We start from the raw sequence: 17,890 nt of genomic DNA, 5'->3' as shown, positions 1-17,890 counted from the left end.
ATCAACTTAAAATCAGGAAACATGTCACAGTCAGATTCCAAGACCACAAAAGATCATAACACTATCAAGACCTGGACCGAAGAAAGGGACGGGAAACCCGCGGTAGTAGAAAGCACCACAAATAGCAGTAAAGGAGGTGGTTTGCTGCGCATCAACTTTCCGGGTTATGCTGAAGACAATCTCAAAAATATTTCCTGGGAGGAATTTTTCAGGATATTTGATGAAAACAATTTACAGTTCCTCTACCAGGAAAACACCAAAGATGGTGGAAATAGCAGGTTTTTTAAATTCGTGAGCGACGATTAATGGCGTTTTCTGAAAAAAGGGTTCAGTAGGTGTTCCTGTAAAAATTTATTATCAAAACAGAGGTTGATCAATCAGGAAATGAGAGCTGACTTTCCTTCTGAAGCGAACTTCAGAAGGAATTTACTTCCTAATCTAGCATCAATAAGTTAATTTTGATTTTCAATTTTCCTGCTAAGAAAATCAGTTACATTTCATGTACACATTAAAGAACGATCAATTAAGCATTGGCGTAAAAAAAACCGGTGCTGAACTCTGCAGCCTGAAAAAGAACGGAAATGAACCTGAATATCTCTGGCAGGGAAATCCCGAACTCTGGAGTGGGCAGGCGCCCAATCTTTTTCCGGTTGTTGGGGGGCTTAAAGAAGATACTTACTTCTTTGAAGGCCAGAAATACTCTTTGCCACGGCACGGCTTCCTTAGAAACAACAAAAACTTTTCACTCAGAGAACAGCATGAAAATCAACTGATTTTTCAGCTAAATTATTCTGAAGAAACCCTGAAAGTATATCCTTTCAAATTTACTTTCGAAATAAGTTTTACCCTCAAAGCAAATGAAGTACATGTTTCTCACAGGGTTTTTAATCTTGATGAGAAGCCGCTCTACTTTTCCCTGGGCGGGCACCCTGCATTTAATGTACCGCATTACGAGGATGAATCCCTGGACGATTACTTGCTCGAATTTGACCAGGACATGGACCTCAAGAGTTATACCCTGACCAGAACAGGCCTGATCAAAGAACAGACGACCCAGGTGCTCAAAAATGACAAAAAAATCAAGCTTCATAAACACCTCTTTGACCGGGACGCCCTTATCTTTAAAAATATTCCTTCAAAAAGAATCAGCTTAAGAAGTAAGACTCGCGGAAATATCCTCACTGTTGAATATGAAGATTTTAAACACCTGGGAATATGGGCAAAACCGGCAGCTCCTTTTGTTTGCCTTGAGCCCTGGCTGGGTTATGCCGATGTTGAAAACACGAATCAGGATTTTAAAACGAAAGAAGGCATTAACGAATTAATGCCTTCTAGGGAATTTAGAGCTTCTTACACTATTCGAATAGATAAGAAAAATACTTTTTAAATTAGGTCCTGGTTTTCTTTTTGGCGGCTTTGGCAGCACGCTTCTCTTTCAGGCTTAAAACGGGTTCTTTTTTAGCCGAATTTTTCGAAGGTGATTTTTCTTTAGGCATCTTTTTACATATTTAAAGTGGGTTCAAGGTAAGAAAAGGTAAAAAAGAAGGGGGTGAACAACTAAGAAAAAGCAGAAAATCAATATCATTATACACCTGACAACCAATCGTCTAACTGACTCCCTACTTAGGGTTCCTTCTGATAAAATTACTGAAATTTTTTGTAATATTGAGAGTTGCATCAGGAATTTGACTAAGCCCAGCGAAGACATCTTCTTGAAAGCGGTTACAACATCAAAAACCAGCCTTAGACCTGGAAATTTCAGATCAAAGATTATCTGCTTAAGCCTCATATTAACTAAAGAAATAAAATGAAAAAACTTCTCCTCCTCCCCCTCCTTGCCCTCTTAGTCTCATGCAATACACAGGAAAAAGAGACCACTGCTATTCAGAAAATTGCAGAAGCCAATGGTTTTGAATACTGGGCAAATGTTGAAGAGCTCCGGTATACCTTTAATGTCAAAGTTAATGACAGCCTTAGAACCAGCAGGGCGTGGACATGGAACCCCACTACTAATAAAGTCAGTTTAACCACACAAGACAGCACAGTGACCTACAATCACAAAACAGAAGCAGCTGCAAATCAAAAGATTGATCAGCAGTTTATAAACGACCAGTACTGGTTACTGTTTCCGTTTCACCTGGTTTGGGATGAGATGGAATGGGAATATTCAGAAGAGGCTACTGCCCCTATCAGCGGCCAAAAATTGCAGCGAATCACCGTACAATATCCTGGCGAGGCGGGTTACACTCCGGGAGATGCTTATGAAGTTTATTTCGGGGAAGATCATATGATCCAGGAATGGGTATACCTGTCGGGCGGTAGCAGGGAGAATCCTTTCGCCACCACCTGGGAGAATTACGAAAATCATAAAGGAATTCCTATCGCAAAAACCCATAAGAACAAAGATGGAAGTTTTGAGTTATTTTTTACAGAAGTGAGTGTGGAGGATTAGGGATCATTGTCGTACTTAAAAGTTCAAAAAAAATCCCGCTGATCTCGCAGATATCCGCAGAAGAAGATGTGATCATTTCACGCAAAGACCGCAAAGGTTTTCCGCAGAGAAGGTTAAAATATGTTCAGTGGTAATAGGCAGAGATCAGGTTGTTTACATTTAAAATTTCCCGCTGATCTCGCAGATCCAGCCGATAAAATTTCACACTAACCAAACAAAGAATTTCTTACAAATACACCTAGCATGAATAAAATCAGCTGTCTATGAATTAATTCAGACTTATACGGAGCATAAGTATTCCTTAACTAACATCCTCTGCCACTTAAAAAACCGGTGAATTAGTGGCTAAAACAATTTACTTGCATTTCCCGCTGATCTCGCAGATATCCGCAGAAGAAGATGTGATCATTTCAGGCAAAGACCGCAAAGCTTTTCCGCAGAAAACGTTAAAATGTGTTCAGTGGTAATAGGCAGTGATCAGGTTGTTTACATTTTAAATTTCCCGCTGATCTCGCAGATTTCCGCAGAAAAAGATGTGATCATTTCACGCAAAGACCGCAAAGTTTTTCCGCAGAGAAGGTTAAAATGTGTTCAGTGGTAACAGGCAGTGATCAGGTTGTTTACATTTTAAATTTCCCGCTGATCTCGCAGATCCAGCCGATAAAATTTCACACTAACCAAACAAAGAAATTCAAGAAGCTTAAAGAAAATTTGAGTGCCAACATGGTAGAAAAAATTCGTGAATTAGTGGCCTTAGCCCAGTGAACCAATCCTCCTTTAACTATTTCAACACCTCCGACACCTTTACATTCACAATAACTCCGAGGCCAGAAAGGATCAGTTTAAGTCGTTTATTTCCTATTTCCTGAATTTCAGCTTCTTTTCCTTTAAAGCTACCATTAGAAATGGTCAATCTGTCTCCGGGGGTAAGATGGCTCACCTCAATATCCTCTATTGCTTCATCTTTCAGCCATGACCTGATAATATTGATCTCCTCATCTTTTACAACCGCCGGCTTTCCAAGCCAGAATAGATACTGTACTACACCGGGAACTTCAAAGACCCTTGCCCGATCTTTTTCTTCAATGCGCACAAAAACATAGGATTTAAAAAGCGGGGTGCTTACTTTCTTCTTTCGGTCGCTCCACTGCCGAACCTCAGCCACCTGCGGACAATAAGTTTCTATACCTTCCTCCTCCAGGGCTTTTGCCACTTTCTTCTCCCACCTCGGCTTTGTGTACAATGCGTACCACTTCATAAATATTTCTTACTTACAATTAAAATTCTCCTTTCCTCAGGTAGGGGTACGCACAGGCGCAGGGAAAGATGGGAAATACTCCCTAAGCTGCACAAATTTAAGAAAATTTTGATCCCAAATATTTTATTCGTGAATTAGTGGCAAATTTCCTCTTTCCTCCAAAGCGCCACGAATTTACTAATCTGAAATATTCTCTAGAGAGTTCTTTTGGATGCCACATGCATCTTCTGTGCCTGTACCTAATTTATTTCCCACCAAAAAGTGAAATTCTAGCTTTACTTAATTAGTAATTGACTCCCAAATCTTTTAAGGCTTCAAATCATTGAAATAAGTTCTAATTATCTTTACATAATTCATAACCAGTATTTTCTGACATTTCACCTATCTAATATTAACAAAGGTTAACAGGAGAATTTAAAATTTATTAAAATAATTTTAACAATTAGTGTTTAATTTCCCACTTTACAGGTTTGAAGTATCACTTCAACCTAAGTTATTCCACAAAACCACAAGTTTTCCACTATTGTTGAAAATTTTCTTTACGCTTTTAACATTTTAAGTTTGCCTTAATAGAAAGTTAAGAAATATATTTGCCAGTTCAATCCGGTCGGATTGAACTTTATCCGACTTTTCAATCCTTTTGTCGATAAGAGACATGTAAACATGTAACTCAGAAGGGCGAAGCCGTGGGCGCGCAGCGCGTAATTCCGAATTTGAAATTTAAAATTCAGGATTCACTACTGGTTTAAGGTTTAAGGTTCAAGGTTTAACGTTCAAAGATTGATGTTTGTAAAACTCAAAACTGTTTACAACAACTGATTCAACAGTAGACAATAAAAGCAAAACAGTGATGAAGTAACGGAGTGACCAAGTCAATTTACCTACATCATAAGCTCACTACTTTACATCGTCACAAAGAACATGACAGCGTCACAACAAACCATAAACGCTAATTACAAAGAGCCAAAGGCTAATGGCCAATAGCTAATAGCTTTTTAGAATAACTCATAACTCATAACTTGCCTCCGGCACCCCTACCTCCAAGGCACCACGATAAATACATGAATACAGAAACACCCAAAATCGCCGTAATTGGATTAGGCTATGTAGGTCTTCCCTTAGCAAGATTATTTGCTACTAAATATCCCGTCATAGGTTTTGACATCAACGCCAAACGTGTTGAAGAACTTAAGAATGGGCATGATGCAACTTTAGAAGTAGAAGATGAAGTACTACAGGCGGTATTGCTAAAGAAATATCCACTTCCTATCGCAGCCCCTGTTCTCGAAGAAGAACTGGCAATCGCCGGACACTGGGAATCCTCCTCCGCTAAAGCTACGGAGGACAAGCAGGAAACAGGCAACGGGGAACCGGTAACAGGTTTATATATTACTCGTGACCTCGGAGACATCCAGGATTGCAACTATTATATCATCACGGTACCGACTCCCGTAGACAAAAACAACCGGCCGGACCTTACGCCGCTGTACAAAGCCAGCGAAAGTGTTGGGAAAGTTTTGAAGAAAGGAGATATTGTGGTCTATGAATCTACGGTATATCCCGGAGCAACAGAGGAAGAATGTATCCCGGTACTGGAAAAAACCAGCGAACTCAAATTCAACGAAGATTTCTTCGTAGGCTATTCCCCCGAAAGGATCAACCCGGGAGATAAGGAGCACACAGTAGAAAAGATTTTGAAAGTAACATCAGGATCCACCCCTGAAATAGGGGTGGCGGTAGATACGCTCTACAAGAGCGTAATCACCGCCGGCACCCATCTCGCTCCTACCATAAAAGTAGCCGAAGCCGCCAAGGTAATCGAAAACTCCCAACGCGATATCAATATCGCCTTTGTGAACGAGCTGGCGAAGATCTTTAATAGAATGAGCATCGATACGAACGCTGTTTTGGAAGCCGCGGGTACCAAATGGAACTTTTTACCATTTAAACCCGGTCTCGTTGGCGGGCATTGTATAGGCGTAGATCCCTATTACCTGGCGCAAAAAGCGCAGGAGCTGGGGTACCACCCCGAGATCATCCTGGCGGGAAGACGTATGAACGACTCTATGGGAAAATACGTGGCCGGAGAAGTAATAAAGCTGATGCTGCAAAATGATCTTAAAGTAAAAGGTGCCGACATTTTGGTACTGGGGATCACCTTTAAGGAAAATTGTCCCGATGTGCGGAATACTAAGGTGGTAGATGTGGTTCACGAACTGCAATCTTATGGCACCAACATTACTATCTACGACCCCCTGGCTAACCCTGCCGAGGTGAAACACGAGTACTGTCTACAAACAACAAACGAACTACCGAAACAAAAATTTGATGCTATTGTTTTGACTGTGGCGCATAGAGAGTTTTTAGAGATGGAATTAAATACTCTTAAAGATGAAAAGACGGTGGTTTATGATGTAAAGGGGGTTCTTAATACTGTAAATGGAAAACTTTAATTCAAAAAATATAATTCATAATTAGAAAAATGAAATCAATTGTAATAATTGGAAAGAGCAACGAAGGAAAATCCACTACTATTAAAGAAATTTGTAAGAGATTAAATCCCAGTAAGGTCTGGGGATTAAAGCCTGATTCCAACAATTACAAGAATTCTCTTCTTAAAGATGCTGATGTAGAAGATATTCATGATAATACTTTTATTATTAAGGTTAATGAACAAAACGTTCTTATTTCAGCAGGCGCACCCACAGAACAGGAGGTGAAAATAACAATTCTCATAGATATTTGTATAGAACTTGAGATTGAAATCCATCTTGCAGTTGTTGCTAAACGTTCCAGGGAGAGAAAACAAGGCTTTAATACGTTGCAAGAATTGGAAAAATTCGGAGAAGTAATTTTGACAGAAAGAATATCAAAAATTGAGGAAACGAATTATAGAAGTTCACCTGAATGGCTTGACAGGATTGAAAGAATTGAAAATACCGTATTAAGTAATTTGTAAAAAAAAATATTAATAATAATGACTACAGAAAAATACTTGAATGGAAATTGGGAAAATGAAAATAATCCCGAAACGTTAAAACAAGTAATTAAATTTTGGCAGGAAAAAGCTTTACGCGCAGAAATGGAATTACTAATAATAAATGGGAATATTTCTTTAGATGAGTTAGAATCCATAGGTCTAGATTTTCAAAAAATAAGAAATATATTAGATAAAAAAAATAGTAAATAACTACTGCTTTTTTGAAAAATTATATTCCCATCCTATGGATAAGAAATGGCTTAGAAAAAAGGAACGTTCTTAAAATACTCAAAAATAGGAGGAGAAATTATGTAATCTTATCTCAAGTTGGGAATGCAATTATTGGGTTGTTAAGTGGTAAACTTATTGCAGAATTTATTCTTCCCGAACAATTTGGAATTTATAGTTTACAATTTGCGGCATTTACTTTCTTCTTTGGATTATTAATTGCACCAACTTTACGTTTTCTAAAAGCTACTTACACTACACTGTATAAAAAAATAGGAATAGTTCCTTATTTAACATGTTTAGGTGTACTGCTTTTACCACTTTATTTATTGCTAATTACCTTCTTTGAAGTTAATCAAGGAAAAATAGAGAATAAGATATTTTTATACATAATTATATTAATTTTTATTCCATTCAATCTCATTAGTAATTTATTGATTGATCAATTTAATGTTTTAGATAAAATAAAGGAACTCTCCTCCTTAACGGTATTAAAATCTTTTGCAGGCTTATTATTTTTGATAATTATATTTTATTTACTGCCTGCTAATAATCCTGATTACATCAATTTATGGATTATGCAGCTAATCATAGGAATATCTGGAACTCTTTTTTATTGGAGAAAATTTAGTCTTATTGTAAAAAGTAAAAAAGTTTCTTATGTCAAATTTTTTAAGAGACAACTGCGATTTGCCGGTCCATTGATGATTTTGGCCTTTTGGTCCTGGATCAATAACTTTTTTGATCGTTTTGCAATTGAGAATTTTATGCAGATGAAAGATGTTGGCTTATATAATGCCAACTATGGTTTAGGGGCTAAATTTTTCCTGTTGCTACATCCCATTTTTCTAATAATGCTGACACCTTTGGTTTACAGTAACAAAAGTATAGGGATAAAAAAGAAGGCAATAACGAAATATTCTCTCGTTTATTTTTTTATTGGAGGAATTGTTTTATTGGTTCTATTTCATCTCACCGAGGTTATTGGAACCTTACTTCTATCGGAGAGTTATTCTCAAGGTTTCTTCCTAATTTTTTGGACAGCATTGGCTTATCTATTTATGACAGCCACTTTTCTTTATGAGTCAATTTTTTATTATGAACAGAACACTGCATTTATTTTAAAAACCCACTTGGCTGCCGCTATCCTAAATATATGCTTAAATATTGCTCTTATCCCTCTTTATGGGCTGAATGGAGCAATTTGGGCCACTATACTTTCTTCAATATTACGCTTCGGCCTTGTGGTGGTTAATTTTATAAAATTGGAGCATAAGTTGTAACATAGGCAATTTTAAAAATGGCCTGAGGGTCATTCCGGTAATATATTTGAAATGAAGAAAAATAGCTTATTGAACTTAAAATGTCAATGATTTTAAAAAGGAAAAATATTCTTATTGGTTGGTTTTTATTTCTATTAGCTTCATTTGCCTATGAAAAACCTATAGCTATATTATCAAGTATAGACCGATTAAATCCACGACTTTTTGATATTGCTACTTTTACTGCCCTTTTTATTTTACCATACCTGAAAAAAGAAAAAAGCTTCAATCCCCTTTTTTCTAAATATAAAAACCTTATTTTATGGTTTGGAGCTTGTGCTGTATTTTCTCTTGTGGTTTATTCCTTTCCTGTAGAAATCAATCAATACGTAATATTTTATTATTTAAAATACCTACAAGAGTTATTTATCTTGTACGTGGTATATAAAATATTGATGCAGTTTGTTCCAGTTAAGCAAGCTCTAATTGTATTCCTTCTATCAGGACTATTTGTATTTGGTTATTCCCTATATGAATTTTATTATGGAGTCGTGGGAGAAATTGAATTTGCACCGGGGAAATTCATAAACAAGCCGGTAGGAATTATTTGGGGACCCTTTGGAAATACATACTTTCAAATTGCTACTTACTTACCTCTTCTATTTATTCTGCTGCTGGGGTATGCCTCCATATTTACTGGTCTAAAGAGGTATATTTTATATTTAATTTCTTTTTTGATTGCCTGGCCATTACTCTTTACTGGTTCAAGAACCGGTCTTGGTCTTTTGCTAATTACTTTAACAATTTATTTTGTTCTTCGCTATAAATTCAGTTACGGTTTAGTGTTAGTAGCTATTTTTAGTATTGTAGTACTATTCGCCACGAATAATTTAAGTGATAAAAGTTTTCAAACTGTAGAAAGGTTAGAAACTATGGAAAGCCACGATTCCAATTCCTTAGTCGGCAGGTTAACTATTTTCAGTGATTTTAGTTTGGAAAAATATACTTCTGATGGAATTTTAATGCCATTTTTCGGTGGGGGCTTCTACGTCGCACCTATAGATGACAAGTTTAGAATCGGCTACGGTTTTCACAATATTTATGTTTTCGCATTTGAACAAGCTGGATTATTCGGGTTATTTTTTTTCTTATTGTTTTTAAAGGAAGCTTTTAACTATCTGAAAAAAGCATTGAATTTATATTCCGTCAATAGAAAAAGTATTGAATTCGTATTTATAGCAGGGGTCTTCAGCTATTTCATTGCAGAGTTAATTGTCGGTTTAGCCGGACATACCTTTTGGAGAGGCTTTGCTACAAATAATTTTAACACGCTAAGGATTATTGTTCTTCTAATGGCTGTAGCATTATATTTAAGAGTGCAGGTAAAGAAAAAATTAATCTCGGAAGAAGGAGTTACGACTTATGTTGAATAAAACGATTTTATTAGTAAATGATCATATAAGACTTAGTGGTGGGGGAGATGCCGTGATATATTTGGAGAAGAGATTCTTGGAAAGCTGGGGCTACAAAGTTTTTACTATTGGTTTTGGAGACTCCACAGAATCTAATAATGGAAATTATTTAATAGATCTTCCTAAGAATAGTAAGGTTGAGAAATTGAATAAATTTATCACCGGCAAAAGAATTAAAAAGGAGTTTACATCATTAGTTAATGAAATTCAACCAGATTTAATTCACATTCACTTAATTTCTAAATTCCCTTTGTCAATTTACAGCTCAGATGCATTGAAAGGTGTACCAGTAATTCAGACTTTACACGGTCCAAATTTATTCTGTGCAACTTCTTGGGGTGGATTAAAAACTTCTGGTCCTTGCGAATTAAAAATTGATCCTAAATGTTATGTACGCGGCTGTACTAGTTTGATCAACACAGGACTCTACTGGCAATTACAATCCAGATATTGGGCTTCACTTGAAAACAAAATTAGTGCTTTTCATTGTCCATCTTTAAATATTTTAAATACCGCAAAAAGGTTAGGCTTAAGCAACTCCAAATATATTCCGTTGGGAATTGATCAAATCTTCATGGAAGAACCTCGGAGGATCGAGACACTGCGTCCTACTCTTCTTTTCGCCGGCGCTTTGGCCGAACAAAAAGGAGTAAAGTTCCTATTGCCGGCATTAGCAGAAATAAAAAAGGATTTTCCAACTGTCCTGCTCAAAATAGCAGGACGTGGAAATCTACTGTCACTTCTTAAAGACGAAGTAGAACGATTAGATTTAGGTAAACACGTTGAATTTTTGGGTTTTGTTCCACATGAACAGATAAGAGAATTTTATTTAAGTGGTGATATATTTCTAATGCCTAGTATTTGGCAGGAACAATTTGGATTAGTAGGTCCGGAAGCAATGGCCTGTAAACTACCTTGTATCGCTACAAATGTTGGAGGTATTCCAGAATGGTTAATACATAATTACAATGGATTATTAATACCCCCTCAAGATGTCGATGCCATTGTAGAAGCAGTTAAGAAATTACTGTCAGATAAAAATAAAAGATTGGAAATGGGAGAACGAGGTAGAGATTTTGTAATTCAAGAATTCTCCCCGGCAGGATATGAAGAAGGTTTAAAAAATATGATTTCTGAACTAATCTCATGAGAAATTCAAAAATTTTATATGTAATTGGCGGTAGAAGTTTTTCGGAAAATAATTTAGGAAGAAAAATTTCTGAAGTCATAGCTGTGTGGAGAAGGGAGGATGTTAAGGTTGAAGTAATTTGTGGAAAGGATTTAATAACCTCTAAGAATCCTGCTAATTATGGTAGCCAAGAAATTCATGATTCGACCTGGCGCAATAAGAAATATTTACAATACCTAAAAAATTCGTATTCCGAAATAAAAGATCTCTTGCATGATCTAAAGTTATACAGAAAAATCGAAAAGGATTTTTTAAATGAAGAATTAGATCTCATATGGGAACGCTCCTCAAGGCTACACTGGTCCGGATTAAGGTTGGCTCGGAAAAAAAATATCCCTTTTATTCTGGAATGGAAAGATCACTTAATCAATTATAAATCTTCCCTGCTCAAATTATATGCTGAAACTATTGAAAATCGAAAAATTAGAGAAGCGACATACATTGTAGTTGAATCTGAAGTACTGAAGAGGGAATTAATAAACCACGGTGTGAGACCAGATAAAATTTTAATAGCATTAAACGCCGTTAATCCCGAAGAGTTTCGAAGAAATGAATTAGAAGGAAATAAATTAAAAGCTAAACTAGGAATACCTGCTAAAAACATCATTGTTGGATACCTCGGCAGTTATGCTTTTTATCATAATTCAGAATTGTTAATACACGCAGCCAAAAAAATATTAAAAAAACATAAGGATGTAACCTTTCTACTTGTTGGTAATGGGAAAGATTATAATCATTGTAAAAATTTGGCTAGCGAATATGATATTCTAGATAAAGGTTTAATAATGCTGAACGGAGTTGCAAAAGAAAAGGTTCCTCAGATTCTTTCTGCAATTGATATTAGCGTTCTACCAGGATCTACTGATATTATCTGTCCCATTAAAATAATGGAATATATGGCAGCAGGAACTGCTACCATTGCGCCAGATTACCTTTGTAACAGAGAAGTTATAAACAGTGGTAGAAATGGATTACTGTTTACTCCAGAGGATGTAGATGACCTGACAAACAAGATTATATTCCTGATGAAAAATAAGGAAAAAAAAAAGGAGCTCGCTACTGAAGGAGCGGAATATGTAAAAGAAAATCTTTTGTGGGAACACACGTGGGGAAAAGTCTTAAAAAAAATATTGAAGAATGAAAGTTCTTATTAGGTTTTGTTTTCGCGGAATTCGCTCTCTTACACGAAAAATTACCAAATACCTTGTCATCTTGCAAATACAGAACGTTGGTGAAAATTTTATCTGCGACCAAAATGTGATTATCTATAATGGGCAAAATATATCAATAGGGAATAATGTTACCCTTAACAGAGGCGTTATACTACAGGCTTGTGATACGGCAAAAGTTGACTTGGGAAATAATGTAATCATTTCTTATGGTACCAAAATTTTAACTGGAAATCTGTCTCAGACATTTTTAAATAATGTCACACAACGCACCCATAATTCATCCTCAGTATCAATAGGAAATAATGTTTGGATAGGTGCAAATGTTATCATCTTACCGGGAGTATCCATTGCAAACAATTCCATTATAGCAGCTGGAACTGTTGTTACTAAATCCATAGACACGGAAAACGGGATTTTCGCTGGAGTTCCAGCAAAAAAAATAAAAGACATAATATGATTGACAAAGATTCCCTAAAAGGAAGGATTTATCATTTCAGTAAAAATAAAATTACAGATGAAACCTTTCATAAGCTAGCACATTATTACCTCCATCTCAAAAATGGTGTTATTCCTAAAAAAATTAACTCTAGAAGGCCTAAGACTTTTAATGAAAAGATAATTTTTAGAAAGTTGAATAATCGATTTGAACGAGGCCACTTACTCGCTGACAAATACGAAGCTAAGAATATTGTTAGCAATTTAATTGGTCCTGAATATATTATTCCGACTTTGGCCATTTATGAAAAAGTCAGTGATATTGATTACAATTCCTTGCCTAATAGCTTTGTTATAAAAGCAAATCAAGGATCGGGGTGGAATATAATTGTAGAAGATAAAAATTTCTTAAATAAAAAATTAGTTGAAGACAAATTTTCGAGATGGTTAAAAATGGATTATTCCATCTATGGCAGAGAATGGCAATACCAAAAAATTTCGAGAAAGATAATTGTAGAAAAATTTTTAGAAAATAATTTAGAGAAACCTCTTTTAGACTACAAATTCTTTTGCTTCAACGGACAACCACAATTTGTGCAGGTGGATATAGATCGTCACACCGATCATAGGAGAAATTTCTATGATTTAGAATGGAACCTACAGCCATTTTCTCTTCTCTACCCGAATTCGACTAAAAAAATAGAAAAACCAGCCCGTTTCCAGAAGATGATTTCTATTGCAAGTGAAATTGCCAGAAATCTTAAGAATGAAATGGACTTCGTAAGAGTAGATTTGTACAGCCATAATGGAAATATCTATTTTGGTGAAATAACCTTTCATCCAGAAGGAGGGTGTGGGCCTTTTAATCCACCGGAATATGATTATAAATTAGGAACATTATTAAAATAACTAGTTTGAGATTAGGCATTGACGCTTCTAACTTGAGCAGAGGGGGAGGAGTAACTCATTTAGTTGAATTCTTGGAATCATCGAGACCAAGCAATTACCAAGTTGAACAGGTAATTGTATGGGGCAGCAAGTCTACATTAGGAAAAATAAAAGATAAAGAATGGCTTTTAAAGGTCAATTTACCTGTCTTAGAAAAAGCTTTGCCTTACCGAATTTATTGGCAGTCATTCGGACTGGAAAAAGAGTTAAGAGCTAGAGGATGTGATGCCTTATTTGTACCCGGAGGAACCGTCTGGTCAAACTTTTCTCCCACCATTACGATGTGTAGAAATATGTTGCCATTTCAAACAATAGAGTTGAAAAGGTATGGCTTTTCACTTCATACCCTAAAATTTCGCTTCCTGAGAATTATTCAGAAAAGATCCTTTAAAAAAGCAGAAGGATTGATTTATCTTAATGAATTTGCAAAAAAAAATGTTTCAGAGATAGTAGGGAAACCTAAATTCTTTTCTGCAGTAATTCCCCATGGCATAAATGCGAGATTTAAGGGAATAATTCGTCCAAATAAAAAAATTTCAAGATATTCTGAGGTAAATCCTTTCAAGATATTATACGTATCAATTGTTGACGTTTATAAACATCAATGGGGTCTTGTAAGGGCGGTGGAGATTCTTCGAGCAAAAGGATTTCCGCTGGAACTGATCCTTGTTGGTCCGTCATATCCTCCAGCTCTCAAGAAATTGGAAAAAAGTATTGAAGACAGTGACCCTTCTCGGCAGTTCGTTAAGTACATGGGAGCTGTTTCTTATGAGGAATTACATAAAATTTATTCTGAGGCAAATTTAAATGTCTTTGCATCTTCTTGTGAGAATATGCCTAACATTCTATTGGAAGCCATGGCTTCCGGATTACCTATAGCTTGTTCTAACAAGGGACCTATGCCAGAAATATTAAAAGATGGTGGTTTATATTTTGATCCTGAAAATCCATTGGACATAGCAAAGACAATCGAGCAGTATTTATTATCTCCCTCACTGAGAGATGAAAAAGCATATAAATCATTCAATGAAGTAAATAATTATTCCTGGGAGAAATGTGCTGATGAAACGTGGGCATTCATTAACAAAGTCGCAACGACCAACCCAGTAGAAGCTAGAAATCTAAATGAATAATCTTTCCAAGGTAACGCGGTTTTTTTTGATTTATGGTTTTGGAAGAGCTATAATTAAAGTTGCTGGCAGAACACGAAATGTTTTCCTTCATTACTTTTTTCCAAAGCTTTTTTTTGACAAGCGAAAGAAAAGTATTTCTTTAATTGGATGTGGGCAATTTGGCTTTTCTACCATTTCTTATTTTTTACTAAAAAAACAAGGAAATAAATTTTTGGAATGTTTTGATACCGACAAAGAGAATCAAAATTCTACAGCAAATTTCTGGCAGTATCAATCCCAAGATAGTGTAAATAATTTATTAGCTAATCCAGCATGTGACATAGTTTATATAGCTTCAAATCACCATAGCCACTCCTCTTATGCCATTAAGGCTTTAAATTACGGTAAACGAGTCTACATTGAAAAACCAATAGCTGTGAATTATCCGCAGTTCGCAAATTTATTAGATTCAAAGGAAGCAACTAAAAAGGAAGTTTATGTTGGTTATAACCGGCCTTTTTCTAAGGCAATATCACAATTGAAGGAATATCAAGATGAAAAGATCCCTTTAACTTTAAATTGTTTTGTTATCGGCCATAAAATTGAGCAGGACCATTGGTACAGAAACCCAGAAGAAGGGACGAGGGTTTGTGGGAATATGGGTCATTGGATAGATTTAGCTGTACATCTTTTGGCAGCAAGAAATTTTGTTCCAGAGTCTTTTGATATTTCTATTTCTTACACCAGTGAAAGCGAACGAGATGATAATGTTGCAGTAACAATGACTACAGAATTTAAAGATCTTATTACAATAATTTTATCGGCCAGAGAGGAACCATTTGAAGGAATAAATGAGACTATCAACTTCCAATCTGGAAAATTAATTGCGAAAATTGATGATTTCAGAAAAATGCAGGTGTGGAAGGGGAGTAAGTACAAGAATTATTCCTATAAACCCAAAGATGTGGGACATTTAAAAGCCATTAACCAACCTTTTGATAAGGAGAAAAGGAATTTTAATGAAGTAGTTATTTCAACCATTTTAATGTTGGAGATTACTGATATGGTTAAAAAAGGGGAGAGACAAAGGCAAATACAGCCAAAATTAATAAAGGATCAATTACTTGAAAAAGTTTAAATGAAACAAATCATACAAGACCTTAAGCAAGGTAATACCATATTAGAAGAGGTACCTGCACCACAGGTAAAAAGCGGTCAGGTTTTAATAAAAACCAGTCGCACCCTGGTTTCTTTAGGAACGGAACGTATGCTAGTAGAATTTGGAAAAGCCAATTTTATTGCCAAAGCAAGACAGCAGCCCGATAAGGTTAAACAGGTGCTAGATAAAATGAAAACAGACGGGGTGATGCCAACCCTTGAGGCGGTTTTCAACAAATTAAATCAGCCACTACCACTTGGCTATTGTAATGTAGGGACTGTGGTAGCTGTTGGAAAAGGGGTTTCAGAATTCCAGGTAGGAGACCGCGTGGCTTCTAATGGGAACCATGCAGAGTTTGTTTCAGTTCCTAAAAATCTTGTTGCGAAGGTACCGGAGAATGTCAGTGATGAAGAAGCCGCTTTTACTGTAATTGGCGCTATAGGTCTTCAGGGAATACGCCTTATAAATCCCACTTTTGGGGAAACTATTGTTGTTACAGGCCTTGGATTAATTGGGTTGGTTACCTGCCAATTGCTGCAGGCTAATGGCTGTAAAGTGATAGGACTGGACTTCGACCAACAAAAAGTGGATCTTGCCAAGGCAAAAGGCGTTACCGCTATCAATCCTGGAGCCGGTACAGATCCCGTGAAATTCGTACAGGAGCAAACAAACGGTGTCGGTGCAGATGGAGTTATTATTACCGCTTCTTCAAAAAGCAACGAGATCATTCACCAGGCAGCCGAAATGAGCCGTAAAAAAGGGCGAATTGTTCTTGTTGGAGTCATTGGCCTGGATATTCAGCGCTCAGATTTCTTTGAAAAAGAATTGAGTTTCCAGGTTTCCTGTTCTTATGGACCCGGGCGTTATGATGATGACTATGAGCAAAAAGGCATGGATTATCCTATTGGTTATGTACGCTGGACGGAAAAAAGAAACTTTGAAGCTATCCTTCAGGCGCTTTCTTTAAAGCAGCTGGATGTACAGCCTCTTATAACAGAAAGAGTAAAGCTGGAGAATTTTGAAGAGATCTATGGAGATATGAGGAAGCAGGGATCCATTGCTTCTATTCTTGAATTTCCGGAGGATTCTGTTCAAAATTCAAAAGTACAAGTTTCAGAAAGAACATTCAAAGCTTCAGAAGGAATTTTCGGAATTATAGGAGCAGGAAATTTTACCTCCTCCACTATTATTCCGGGAATGAATGCAGCTGATGCCAATTTAAAATATATCGCCAGTGCCGGTGGTCTTTCTGCTAAGACCCTGGCTAAAAAAGGGGATGTTGCTTACGCCTCTTCAGATTATAAAGAAATGCTGAGCGATGAGCAGGTTGATATGGTAATGATCACCACCCGGCATAATTTACACGCTTCTATGGCCAAAGAAGCTTTGGAAGCAGGGAAACATGTTTTTGTAGAAAAACCTCTTTGTCTTTCTATAGAAGAACTGGAAGAGATTTCAACTCTTGCAGAAGAAAAGAACAAAATGGTTGTGGTTGGTTTTAACCGCCGTTTTTCTCCGCTGGCTGTCAAGATGAAAAGTTTATTGGGAGAAGGACCTAAAAATATCGTTGCCACAATGAATGCCGGTTTTATTCCGGGAGATGTCTGGATCCACGACCTGGAAGTTGGGGGTGGAAGGATCATTGGAGAAGCCTGCCATTACATAGATTTGTGTACTTACCTGGCAGGAAGTAAAGTAGTGTCGGTTTGTATGAATGCTTTGGGAACAGATCCTGAAGAGAATACTGATAATGCTTCTATTCTCCTGAAATACGAAAATGGAACAAATGCAGTAATCAACTATTTTGCCAACGGCAGCAAGTCCTATTCTAAAGAACGTATCGAAGCATACAGCCAGGAACGGACATTGGTTCTGGATAACTGGAGAAGTCTGAAGGCATATGGAGTAAAAGGTTTTTCCGGTATGAAAACGAAACAGGATAAAGGACATAAGAAGCAATTTGAATTGCTGGTGAATTCTTTGAAAAAAGGCGGTAAGGCTATTGTTCCTTTTGAGGAAACCTATAATACAACTTTGGCTTCTTTTGCAGCTATTGAGAGTTTGAAGCAAGGGAAATGGATTGGTTTAAATGAGATGAATGCTCCTAAGAAATTAGAAGCGGAAGAAGTGGTAATGAACTAAAAAGGGTTCACGCCAAGAGCGCAAAGGTTTCGCAGAGGCCGCAACGCAATTAATATTTCTTTGCGTCCATTGCGTTTTCCT

At 36.6% G+C, this 17,890-nt stretch carries 16 protein-coding genes; 15 read left to right on the top strand and 1 reads right to left on the bottom strand.

The window, feature by feature from the left end:
* Positions 1 to 21: 21 nt before the first annotated feature.
* From JRG66_RS11935 to JRG66_RS11925, 3 genes are all read left to right on the top strand, one after another.
* Positions 22 to 306, top strand: a complete 285-nt coding sequence (locus JRG66_RS11935) for a hypothetical protein (RefSeq protein WP_265162993.1) — start codon at positions 22 to 24, stop codon at positions 304 to 306.
* Between the two features lie 193 nt (positions 307 to 499).
* Positions 500 to 1,387: an aldose 1-epimerase family protein gene (locus JRG66_RS11930; protein ID WP_265162992.1), complete on the top strand. Its 888-nt coding sequence runs from the start codon at positions 500 to 502 to the stop codon at positions 1,385 to 1,387.
* 420 nt (positions 1,388 to 1,807) lie between these two features.
* The gene (locus JRG66_RS11925) at positions 1,808 to 2,452 is read left to right on the top strand and encodes a hypothetical protein (RefSeq protein ID WP_265162991.1); all 645 of its coding nucleotides are present in this window, start codon (positions 1,808 to 1,810) and stop codon (positions 2,450 to 2,452) included.
* Positions 2,453 to 3,233: 781 nt separating this feature from the next.
* Here the strand turns inward: JRG66_RS11925 and JRG66_RS11920 are convergent.
* On the bottom strand, positions 3,234 to 3,710 hold the full coding sequence (locus JRG66_RS11920; RefSeq protein WP_265162990.1) for a UpxY family transcription antiterminator: 477 nt from the start codon (positions 3,708 to 3,710) through the stop codon (positions 3,234 to 3,236).
* 1,061 nt (positions 3,711 to 4,771) lie between these two features.
* On the opposite strand from JRG66_RS11920, the gene JRG66_RS11915 reads away from it, so the two are divergent.
* The 12 genes from JRG66_RS11915 to JRG66_RS11860 all read left to right on the top strand — a co-directional run bounded on the left by JRG66_RS11915 (position 4,772) and on the right by JRG66_RS11860 (position 17,809).
* Positions 4,772 to 6,163, top strand: coding sequence for a nucleotide sugar dehydrogenase (locus JRG66_RS11915; RefSeq protein ID WP_265162989.1), 1,392 nt, complete (start codon positions 4,772 to 4,774; stop codon positions 6,161 to 6,163).
* 29 nt (positions 6,164 to 6,192) lie between these two features.
* Positions 6,193 to 6,669, top strand: coding sequence for a hypothetical protein (locus JRG66_RS11910; protein WP_265162988.1), 477 nt, complete (start codon positions 6,193 to 6,195; stop codon positions 6,667 to 6,669).
* An 18-nt stretch (positions 6,670 to 6,687) separates the two neighbouring features.
* The gene (locus JRG66_RS11905) at positions 6,688 to 6,900 is read left to right on the top strand and encodes a hypothetical protein (RefSeq protein ID WP_265162987.1); all 213 of its coding nucleotides are present in this window, start codon (positions 6,688 to 6,690) and stop codon (positions 6,898 to 6,900) included.
* A gap of 11 nt (positions 6,901 to 6,911) precedes the next feature.
* Positions 6,912 to 8,201, top strand: a complete 1,290-nt coding sequence (locus JRG66_RS11900; protein ID WP_265162986.1) for an oligosaccharide flippase family protein — start codon at positions 6,912 to 6,914, stop codon at positions 8,199 to 8,201.
* An 86-nt stretch (positions 8,202 to 8,287) separates the two neighbouring features.
* Positions 8,288 to 9,613 (top strand): O-antigen ligase family protein, encoded by a 1,326-nt coding sequence (locus JRG66_RS11895; protein ID WP_265162985.1) that lies wholly within the window; start codon positions 8,288 to 8,290, stop codon positions 9,611 to 9,613.
* Complete coding sequence (locus JRG66_RS11890) at positions 9,603 to 10,802, top strand: glycosyltransferase family 4 protein (RefSeq protein ID WP_265162984.1); 1,200 nt, start codon at positions 9,603 to 9,605, stop codon at positions 10,800 to 10,802. Before JRG66_RS11895 ends, JRG66_RS11890 begins: the two co-directional genes overlap by 11 nt.
* A complete protein-coding gene (locus JRG66_RS11885; protein WP_265162983.1) occupies positions 10,799 to 11,995 on the top strand; it encodes a glycosyltransferase family 4 protein in 1,197 nt (398 codons plus the stop codon). The genes JRG66_RS11890 and JRG66_RS11885 overlap by 4 nt, the downstream gene beginning before the upstream one ends.
* Positions 11,979 to 12,470, top strand: a complete 492-nt coding sequence (locus JRG66_RS11880; protein ID WP_265162982.1) for an acyltransferase — start codon at positions 11,979 to 11,981, stop codon at positions 12,468 to 12,470. Before JRG66_RS11885 ends, JRG66_RS11880 begins: the two co-directional genes overlap by 17 nt.
* Positions 12,467 to 13,357: an ATP-grasp fold amidoligase family protein gene (locus JRG66_RS11875; RefSeq protein ID WP_265162981.1), complete on the top strand. Its 891-nt coding sequence runs from the start codon at positions 12,467 to 12,469 to the stop codon at positions 13,355 to 13,357. The genes JRG66_RS11880 and JRG66_RS11875 overlap by 4 nt, the downstream gene beginning before the upstream one ends.
* A 5-nt stretch (positions 13,358 to 13,362) precedes the next feature.
* Positions 13,363 to 14,529: a glycosyltransferase family 4 protein gene (locus JRG66_RS11870; RefSeq protein ID WP_265162980.1), complete on the top strand. Its 1,167-nt coding sequence runs from the start codon at positions 13,363 to 13,365 to the stop codon at positions 14,527 to 14,529.
* Positions 14,522 to 15,646: a Gfo/Idh/MocA family protein gene (locus tag JRG66_RS11865; protein WP_265162979.1), complete on the top strand. Its 1,125-nt coding sequence runs from the start codon at positions 14,522 to 14,524 to the stop codon at positions 15,644 to 15,646. The genes JRG66_RS11870 and JRG66_RS11865 overlap by 8 nt, the downstream gene beginning before the upstream one ends.
* Positions 15,647 to 17,809, top strand: a complete 2,163-nt coding sequence (locus JRG66_RS11860; RefSeq protein ID WP_265162978.1) for a bi-domain-containing oxidoreductase — start codon at positions 15,647 to 15,649, stop codon at positions 17,807 to 17,809.
* Positions 17,810 to 17,890 lie beyond the last annotated feature (81 nt).

This window comes from Salinimicrobium tongyeongense (assembly GCF_026109735.1).
GTDB classification, from domain to species: domain Bacteria; phylum Bacteroidota; class Bacteroidia; order Flavobacteriales; family Flavobacteriaceae; genus Salinimicrobium; species Salinimicrobium tongyeongense.
The sequence above is the reverse complement of the archived record's forward strand: the minus strand, read 5'-3'. Positions and strand labels throughout refer to the sequence as shown.